The 8,633-nt window shown below is 39.2% G+C and carries 10 protein-coding genes; all 10 read right to left on the minus strand.

Annotation, left to right across the window (positions count from 1 at the left end; all coding sequences use genetic code 11):
* Positions 1-587 precede the first annotated feature (587 nt).
* Positions 588-842: a TIGR04076 family protein gene (locus BLR42_RS21030; RefSeq protein WP_091873462.1), complete on the minus strand. Its 255-nt coding sequence runs from the start codon at positions 840-842 to the stop codon at positions 588-590.
* Between the two features lie 13 nt (positions 843-855).
* Entirely contained in the window at positions 856-1,599 is a 744-nt protein-coding gene (locus BLR42_RS21035) for a hypothetical protein (protein ID WP_091873465.1), read from the minus strand.
* Between the two features lie 5 nt (positions 1,600-1,604).
* On the minus strand, positions 1,605-2,216 hold the full coding sequence (locus BLR42_RS21040) for a rhomboid family intramembrane serine protease (protein WP_091873468.1): 612 nt from the start codon (positions 2,214-2,216) through the stop codon (positions 1,605-1,607).
* Between the two features lie 130 nt (positions 2,217-2,346).
* On the minus strand, positions 2,347-2,868 hold the full coding sequence (locus tag BLR42_RS21045; RefSeq protein WP_091873470.1) for a GNAT family N-acetyltransferase: 522 nt from the start codon (positions 2,866-2,868) through the stop codon (positions 2,347-2,349).
* 130 nt (positions 2,869-2,998) lie between these two features.
* Positions 2,999-4,093: a GNAT family N-acetyltransferase gene (locus BLR42_RS23735; protein ID WP_242879464.1), complete on the minus strand. Its 1,095-nt coding sequence runs from the start codon at positions 4,091-4,093 to the stop codon at positions 2,999-3,001.
* Positions 4,094-4,135: 42 nt separating this feature from the next.
* Positions 4,136-5,398 carry a GNAT family N-acetyltransferase gene (locus tag BLR42_RS21060; RefSeq protein WP_091873473.1) on the minus strand — a complete coding sequence of 421 codons (1,263 nt, stop codon included), beginning with the start codon at positions 5,396-5,398 and terminating at the stop codon, positions 4,136-4,138.
* A gap of 462 nt (positions 5,399-5,860) precedes the next feature.
* A complete protein-coding gene (locus BLR42_RS24290; protein WP_369094665.1) occupies positions 5,861-6,106 on the minus strand; it encodes a DUF6483 family protein in 246 nt (81 codons plus the stop codon).
* An 11-nt stretch (positions 6,107-6,117) separates the two neighbouring features.
* A complete protein-coding gene (locus BLR42_RS21070; protein WP_091873478.1) occupies positions 6,118-7,110 on the minus strand; it encodes a hypothetical protein in 993 nt (330 codons plus the stop codon).
* A gap of 105 nt (positions 7,111-7,215) precedes the next feature.
* The gene (gene fliD, locus BLR42_RS21075; RefSeq protein ID WP_091873480.1) at positions 7,216-8,085 is read right to left on the minus strand and encodes a flagellar filament capping protein FliD; all 870 of its coding nucleotides are present in this window, start codon (positions 8,083-8,085) and stop codon (positions 7,216-7,218) included.
* 110 nt (positions 8,086-8,195) lie between these two features.
* On the minus strand, positions 8,196-8,633 hold a 438-nt coding region (locus BLR42_RS21080), incomplete at its 5' end, for an ATP-binding protein (protein ID WP_139165238.1).

Below are 8,633 nucleotides of genomic sequence, written 5' to 3' on the forward strand. Positions count from 1 at the left end.
AGCCACCTGTCGTAGATGATCTCTTTTCCGCTCCCGGAAACATGCCCGGCAAGTGGCAGACAATGATCTATTACGGTCAGCAAAAAATAATTGAGCTCCAGGCTGCAGGCTGATTGTTCTTAGATTCTGAGCCAGAGGTAATAACCCAGCCACCGCGTTAGCGGCTTGCCCTTGATGGCACAAAAAATAACTGCTACACTGCTGCAAACGACGGAGAAAATCTGATTGTTCTTGAGTTCTTCGCCGTCGGTGATTAACCGTCAGCAGTTATTTTTTGTGCTGTCAAGGGTGGCGTCCGGCTACCTCAATCTAAATATCTGCATTTTTCAAGGTTCATCTGAGCCTATTTTTTTGACCTATTTTTTTCATAGATTATTTGACACTATCTAAGCTCAAAATAACACAGGATAAATCCCCTGTATAGTGTGTTACTCTGTATTGTTACCTTGTATTGTTAATTGGAGGATTGCAGTAGCTGCAAGGATTTTCGTCGATTTTCGAGATGATTATTAATTTTTTGTAAAAAGCAAAACAGGCTGCACCAGGCAGCCCGAAGGGACTATTATCATCAACTTTTTTCGATAGGTTTATTCCTCAATTTCGATATTAAACACAACGGTCTCACCGCAGTCTATGCACTGATATGGACCATTTTTAAGGTTTCCGCCTCTCCTAAAAGCATAGATGAAAGGATATATCGCCTGCATTGCCACCATGCATACGTTATCACTGTGCTCTTTATCAAGATCACTTCCTTGAAACCTGATGACATCTCCCACCTTGTACTTTGGGCAATGACTTTCTGTCACCGTCACTTTTACCTTGTTGTCTGTGTACTCCATAGCTAGTCTCCTTTTACAAGTTTGTCTTTATGATCTCATAGGCTTCATTTAAGAATGCCTCGATACTATCAGCTTTTTCATAGCACTTCTTTACTTTATCCATAAGGCTCTGTCCGCTTTCATCTTCTTCATAGAATACCGGATATGCCCTGTTTTCATATAATGTATGGTGCTTTACTCTCTCATCATTAAGGGTTGGATCCACGATTATCTCCTCCAGATACCACAATGGATCTGGCCACTGTCTTTCTTTACACTCACCATGCATCTCTTTCCACTTCTCAAAAAAGATCATGTGGTTTATCTCATGGACAGCTCCTGAGAAAACCCTCTCCTCATCATGATATGAGACATAGAATGCCTTATCCATTGTACTTCTTGGGTAAAATGGAAGATACCCGACATAGCAATTTATTTCCTTATCACCCGGCTTCCACTCATAATCAAACAGTCTGCACTCAGCCTCAATAAATCCTGGGATGAAGGTATCAAACATATCCCTAAAATGCTCAATCCTCTCCTGTATCTTAGACTGATTTTCTGCAAGTCTTTTTATCACAGCTTCTCTTATGAACTCTTCTTTTTCTCTGATATCTAAGATTTCTTGCGCATCCTTTAATTCCGGATAAAGAAGGATCGTCTTTTCATAAAACGGGCGGGTCTTATTCTCTGACTTTTCCCTGCTCAGGTAATTACAGATAAACCCTGCATTTATCTCTGGATCTATCATTGAAACCTTTAGATCTGGTATATACATATTTGTCACTCCTCACTGTGCTGATATCTGCTCCCATTAACAAAAATCCCAAGCATTAGCCCAACCAAAAATCCAAGGAAATGGACTACAAAAGTCCCAATGCCAAGGAAATTTGAGATTATCATATAGCATAAAAGATACCTGAATCCTCTTAAGCTTCGGTATTTACTGATAAGATTTCTGTCCTTAATAAGCCACATGGCCATAAGGCCAAGACAGCAGAAAATGGCAGGAGATGCGCCATACATGACACCATTTGGAAAAATAAAGAGAAACGCTGCGCATGGAACGATGAGTCCCACATGATAGATCACGAATAGCCGCGTAAGTCCAAGTGCCTTCTCCAGGTATAGCCCCACGTACCACAGTGCATATACATTTGCAAGAAGATGCCCTATGGCTGGCTGCAAGTATCCGTAAGTGATAAGTCTATGTACCTGAAAGCCACTATAAACAGATGCATTAGTTGCGCTTAAGATGTCTACAAGCCTTCCCCCGCCTGTCAGCGCGATCATTATAATATTATCCTCATGTGAAAATATCAGATTTAATATGAAAACAACTGCCATAATGGCATTAACGCCTGATGCGAATCTGTTATCTTTTGTTTCAGACATTTTCCCTCCCAAAGCAGTCCCTGTATCAAGCTCGTATCATTTATTCATTTCATTTTAAATCTGCATCTAAACAAGCTTTGTGAACTATTAAAATTCTGCTTGGTTAGGATACACAATAACTCAAGCACATTTAATCAGCCATATAATTATACTCGAGGCCATAGGTGCTATCGTTTTCTTCATTACTAAGATAGTCATAGCCTTTTTCTGAAACAATCTTAAAACCACATTTCTCATGTGTTTTCAAAGATGCTATGTTTTTCTTGCTTATGCAGACACATAACTTAAAACTTCCATCGTTCTTCATATCTTCCAAAACATCATTGATAAGACGACATGCATACCCTTTCCGTCTGCTTTCTGGAGGTGTCTCAAGTGCTTCAAGATAAAATAATCCAGGCTTAATCATATTAGTTCTCAATGCGCAAAGCCATTTTCCATCTTCCTCATATATCCAATAAATGCTGTCATCAAGGTTATAAAAATCATTCTTTAAATAGTTGCAAAAGCCTGCCTCTACAAGTTTGACCGCTTTATTTTTATCCGTCTCGTCTGGATAAAAGTATTCTGTATTCTCAAAATTACTTTCTGTATATATATCCATCAGTTTTCTTTCATCCAAATCACTATACTTCATTATTTTTCTAAGCATAACAACACCTTCACTCTTTCATAATCTTTATCATGCTATGTACCGTCTTCAAACAGCTGCTAAAACAATATTCATTTATCGTATCCTCCAATATATTACGCTAATTTACACTATCTGCAATCATCAACACCTATACCAGCTGCTTCTTAAGCATTATTATCTCTTCTGTTCTGTATTCTTCCATAAAGCCACATTCTATAAAAAGCCTGACCGCAGTATTATCGATTGCAATATTATCATATATGCTATCCATACCATTGTCCTTAGCCTGTTCGCAAAGGAGCAGCAACCCTGCCTTTCCATATCCTCTTCCACGATACTTTGAAGCAATAATCACATCTGCCATACACATATTGTGTTTACTATCAATATGGTATGCCACCTCGCCGACAAACTCACCATCGGTATTCTTCAAGTAACGATAAAAGCATTTTTCATCATCATTTACAACCCAGTCATTATACCAGCCTTCCCACTTTTCTTTTGGAAATGGGATTGTGCCACCCCAGGCATGATTATATTCCATTGTGGCAGGATCAGCCATAAACTCCTCACGGAACCATAAGTCCTCAAGTTTTGGAATGTACAGGCTGACACATATATCGTTTACCTTTTTTATCTCAATTACACCGGAGCAATAGGATTTAGGATAGAATTCCGCCCCGGGAAATGCCTCTCTAAGTTCATCCAAAACAAAATAGTTTTCATCCTCATCCCAGTCATCAGCGGCTTCTTCCCTGCACTTTTCCAATTCTGCCCTCGTTTCAAATGCAACATCACCAATAAGAAGCTTTCCCCCTTCATTAAGCCTGTCTGTTAGCGACTTGAAAAATGAAATCTTCTGCTCATCTGTCAGGTGGTGTAAGGAGTATGTTCCAATGATGTAATCATATTTTAAATCCACAAGTTCTTTAACTAAGCCTTTGGAAAAATCCCCCTGGTAAAGATGTGCCTTTTCCATCTTCTGCTGAGCAAGCTCTATCATTCTCTGAGAAAAGTCCTGTCCATAAACATCACATTCATTCTCATAGAGTTTTGTAGTAAGCGTCCCTGTTCCAAAGCCAATATCAAGGACCTTGGCGTTTTTCTTTGCCATTACCTCCCGGAATATCATTCCCAGTACATCCTTATATCCTGCAAACGGATAACTATTTTCTTCATCTGAAAGGCCAACGGCTGCATCATAGCCATCTGCCCATAAATCAAATCCTTTATTATCTAACATACTGTCTCCTTATTCTTCATTCAAAAGGCACATCGAAATGCCTTATTTTTCTGCAATCACATATCCCTGCAGCTTAAGATTCTTTCCGGAATCTGTTACTGTTTCCTCAAGATCACACTCGATAATATCATAATCTGTCCCGAACCTACTTAGTAGCTTCATGCTACCTTCGTTTCGTATATCTGCCTCATAATAGAATTTTTTCTTGTCATATGTCCTTGCAGCATACTTAAGCAGTTCCTTTAAAGCAGCATACGCAAAGCCTTTTCTTTGTTCATTCTCAATGATCCAGACTCCCAGTTCAGGACAATCACTTGTCATTCCATGCATTTCCACACTCCCGATGAATTTATCATCATCTGAGATTACAGAATAAAACAGGGTTTCTCCTTTCTCCATCTCATCCATAAACTCCTGCAGCATATCTTTGGAAGCCTCAATGTTTTCAAACGGCTCCGGCCACTGATATTTTGTTATTTCTTCATTAAATCCATTAAAGTAATCGTTAAGATATTTCATATCAAAAGGTTCAATATGCATTATTTCAATCCTTCCTCGCCTGAACTTTTCATCACGAATTTTCTTTTCCCTGCGATCATTAAGTGCCTGCTGCTCCTGACGCTGGAAGTTATCAGCCCTTCTTTTTATGTAGTTCTCGTAATTGTCTTTTACAATCGTATATCTTGACTTGCTTTTCCGCATTATCTGTTCCAAATGGATGATAACGTTGGCCGTATTCTCAATAAGTGTTTCATCATGTGAAATAAAGAGAACAATATGCTTCCAGTCCTTTATCAGCTTTTCCAAGAGTTCTAACGTACTTATATCAATATCGTTTGAAGGCTCGTCCAGCAAAAGAACTGTCGGCTCATCCATAAGAAGTCTCATAAGCTGCGCCTTTACCTTCTCACCACCGGACAGGCTCCCCATTATCTGGTCACTATAAAAGAACTCTGATGGAACCTGAAACTGACTAGCCATTTCGGATAGTTCCTTTGGTGTCTTATCAAAAAACAACGTTCCTTCTGAAAAATACTCGTACAAGGTTTTGACTCTGTCGCATTCATTAAGTTCCTGAGGTAAATACCCTAAAGACTCCCCTCCTGTTATCCTTTCACCACTGCACTCTGTATATGCCTCTGCAAGATTTGGATCATATATCCACTTCATAAGCGTAGACTTTCCATTTCCCTCTTCTCCTATGATCACAGCTTTGTCCCCATCATTTAATACCATATTGAATTTATCCAGAATAATTCTCAGATCTTTGAGATGCGTTATAGTAAGGTCTTTTATCTGTAACATTTTTCCTCCTGCATACATTTCCGTAAGCTGCGCATGAAAAAAGCCTATTCCGCATACGCAAAATAGACTCACACAAATAGACCTACTATAAGTATATAGAAATAAAATAGGCTAAGAATGTATGATAATCCAGTTTAAGCGTACACAAAATAGCTGCCTTGGCAGCATTGTCATTACTGATAGTGTTCACTCAAGCTAAATTATCTAATAATCATTCCTTCACCTATGCGATTAACGCTCTTTCTTTTTATTGACAAAAACTATGCTATCACCAAAAGATTTTTGATGCAATCCCAAAATGATTTTTTTTTGACTAGATCCAAACGTAAATCCTCGTAAAATTCTTTACCGTATTGCTTGAAAGAAAGGTGTGAAAACAGTTTTGACTTGGTAAAATCTGATATGGAATCACAATTACTAATCAGGTTCTCTATAATCCTTGCAGTTTCATCAATATTTTTCTCATAAGCAGCAAGCTCTAACTGCATTGATATTTCCTGATAATTCCTCAACTATATTTAGTAAAGCACCATATCCAGCTTCCTGAACCAGGCGATTCATTCCATCTAAGACCTCTCCCTTTGAAAAGTCATGTTCTGTCAGGAAACTTTCACTTTTCTCTGATAAATATTGATAGAACAAGACTGCCGTAGCAACATACGTTACAATAAAGAATAGCAGAAAGTACTTCAGTTCCTGCCTGAGAATATGATACTACACTATGCCAATTTGTTCTGATCCTGCAGCATTTCACGACGTTCAATAGCTTCCTCAGTCAACTGTTTCTGATAATCCTTTTTCTTGTAATACTCTTCAAGCTGCTTCTTTTGTCTGGCAGTTCTTTGAGCTCTCCTCTGAGCGTTAGTATTATTATTGTTCCTCTGTCGATTCTGAGTACTCTGATTTCTTATCTGTTCCATTAACTGATCAAGCTTTTCTTCATCCGATAAAAGCTCAGCCTCGCGTCCTTTTATAGCCATATCCACATGCTGGATAGTCCCTGCTCCCCCATTCTCTTTTAGGAACATGCCTGTTTTCCGGATCTTTCCGTCAAGGACCTGATCTGATCCATCCATCTTGAATTCTGTTTCTTCTGCTCCAAGGAAAATCGCTCCAACACCAGCATCCTTAAGACTCTTTAATTCATCACCGTTTTCAGTCTTGTACCACACTTTGAGCTGATCAAAAACCTCATCATTTTCATCGATCCAGCCATTTCCATCTATGTCATATTCTGCAAGATCCTTGAAGCCATCACCACTTTTCACTCCAAAAAGCTCATTTCCATCGTTAATCTTGCCATCTCCATTTTTATCTAGTGCCAGGAATCCGCTTCCTTCACCAAGCGTAGAGATCTCATCCTCTTTTCCATCTGCATCCAGGTCAAATTTGAACTTCTTATCACTTAGCCCTGCAGTATCAGCACCTGTATTTATAATAAGTGGATCAAACAACGCATCTAGCGGAGAAGCCATAGGGACAAAAACTTCTGACACTTTGCATCGTTCCATAGAGGCATTCATATCAACATCAATACTTCTACCATCTGTTGTTTTGACTGTTCCCTTAGCTTCATATGTTGTCATTTCCTTCTCTGTTGTTTTATCGACAAGACCGACAAAGCCCATGTTGCTGCCTTTTCCCGTCTGGCCGTACTGTTTATCATAATATCTTGACGCTGTACTGTTTATTTCACTCTGATCAATTCGCATATATGTTTCCTCCAGATACTTCCGAGACACAAAAAGCGCCTTAGTTCAAATTAGATCCCTCGAACCAAAGCGCTTTCCGTAGCTTTAATCTATGTTATTTTTCTCTTATGCCAGCCAGTTTCCTAAAAATGATGAAAGTCCATAGTTCCCGGTAAGCCCATAGCTGCTTCCTAACCCATAACTACTCATCAATCCATAAAGGCTATTGGTACCATACAATCCATTGCTGCCATAAGCACTGGTTGTACTATTTCTTACAGCTGTCGCAGCCACACTCTGAATCAGTGTAGAATTAGAACGGATTCTCTGACCAAATGAACCTTCCCGTCCAAGCAGGTTTTTGACTTTATCCTTATCAGCTGCCTTAAATTTCTTTTCATCAATGCTTAGTGTTCCATTTTTGCTGTTATAGCTGATACCAATTTCACTAAGAGCATCTTTATTCCCGGCAGCATCATTTTTCATGGCAGTGGCTCTGGTTCCGATAATTGTAGCTATGCTGTTCTTTGCCTGCGAAACTATGTCATTATATCCATCAACAAGATTCTTTGCACTGTTATACAGCTCATCAGTATTTTTATCATTGTAGATATAATCGCAGCCAAGTGTCTTCCCGGCTGCCTCAGCCTTTACACAGCCCTCAAGCACATAGCTGTTTGCTCTGGCTGAACTACCATAAAGCTTGTTATACAGATTGCTGTTTCCCGTCGAACGGATATTTCCAGCGTTTCCATACCTGCCTGATGAAGAAGCTCCGGTATTTTTTCGAGTACCTGATTCAACAGCCTCCCGTCTTTCTGCCCTGGACATTTTCATAAAAGTATCCGCATAGCTTGCCTGCGCAACAGCCTGACCTTTAGTGAGCTGTTGTCTTCCACTATTTCTTACTGAACCGGTTCCATATCCACTCCATACAGATCCAGCGCCTCCGATTTTACTCATTATCACTCCATAATAATCCATCCCAAAATTCATGCGATCACCTCCTCACAAGGAGCTATTTCCTTTGCTATTTCAAGTATCGTCCATGAATTGAGACAATTAAATAGGATTGTAACGAACGGACAGTTTAATGTAATGAATAGTCATTTCTCTTTTGACTGCAGCATTACTGTAACGTTAAAAGTATTATTTCCAGTCTCCACTTTGACTCCGCCGAGATATTTTTCTGCGATGTTTTTTACACTTTTTAGCCCAATACCATGCTGCCCATTATCTGTTTTTTCCTTTTTCCTGCTAACTATTGAGCTATCTTTGTCCCGTATAACAGTTCCATCATAGGAATTTTCTGCTTTTATCAGATAAAAGTTATCTTTTGAAGTCCCATATAGCTTAATAAATCGTTCTTTTTCCGATACCAATGCCACCGCTTCCAATGCATTATCTAAAAGGTTATTGAGTACAATAGCCATATCCATAGCACTGATGCTCTTATCCTCAGGGTAAGAAAACTCACACTCAAAGGTACATCCCTGCTTTTCTGCCTGAGTTGCCGCTTCATTTATTACAACATCAGTAACCGG

It is taken from the genome of Butyrivibrio sp. INlla16, from assembly GCF_900104155.1.
Taxonomy (GTDB): Bacteria; Bacillota; Clostridia; order Lachnospirales; family Lachnospiraceae; genus Butyrivibrio.

Excerpts from the sequence above, each read along its gene's own strand:
- BLR42_RS21030 (WP_091873462.1), bottom strand. The coding sequence starts at position 842 with ATGGAGTACACAGACAACAAGGTAAAAGTGACGGTGACAGAAAGTCAT.
- BLR42_RS21035 (WP_091873465.1), bottom strand. The coding sequence starts at position 1,599 with ATGTATATACCAGATCTAAAGGTTTCAATGATAGATCCAGAGATAAAT.
- BLR42_RS21040 (WP_091873468.1), bottom strand. The coding sequence starts at position 2,216 with ATGTCTGAAACAAAAGATAACAGATTCGCATCAGGCGTTAATGCCATT.
- BLR42_RS21045 (WP_091873470.1), bottom strand. The coding sequence starts at position 2,868 with ATGCTTAGAAAAATAATGAAGTATAGTGATTTGGATGAAAGAAAACTG.
- BLR42_RS23735 (WP_242879464.1), bottom strand. The coding sequence starts at position 4,093 with ATGTTAGATAATAAAGGATTTGATTTATGGGCAGATGGCTATGATGCA.
- BLR42_RS21060 (WP_091873473.1), bottom strand. The coding sequence starts at position 5,398 with ATGTTACAGATAAAAGACCTTACTATAACGCATCTCAAAGATCTGAGA.
- BLR42_RS21070 (WP_091873478.1), bottom strand. The coding sequence starts at position 7,110 with ATGCGAATTGATCAGAGTGAAATAAACAGTACAGCGTCAAGATATTAT.
- fliD (WP_091873480.1), bottom strand. The coding sequence starts at position 8,085 with ATGAATTTTGGGATGGATTATTATGGAGTGATAATGAGTAAAATCGGA.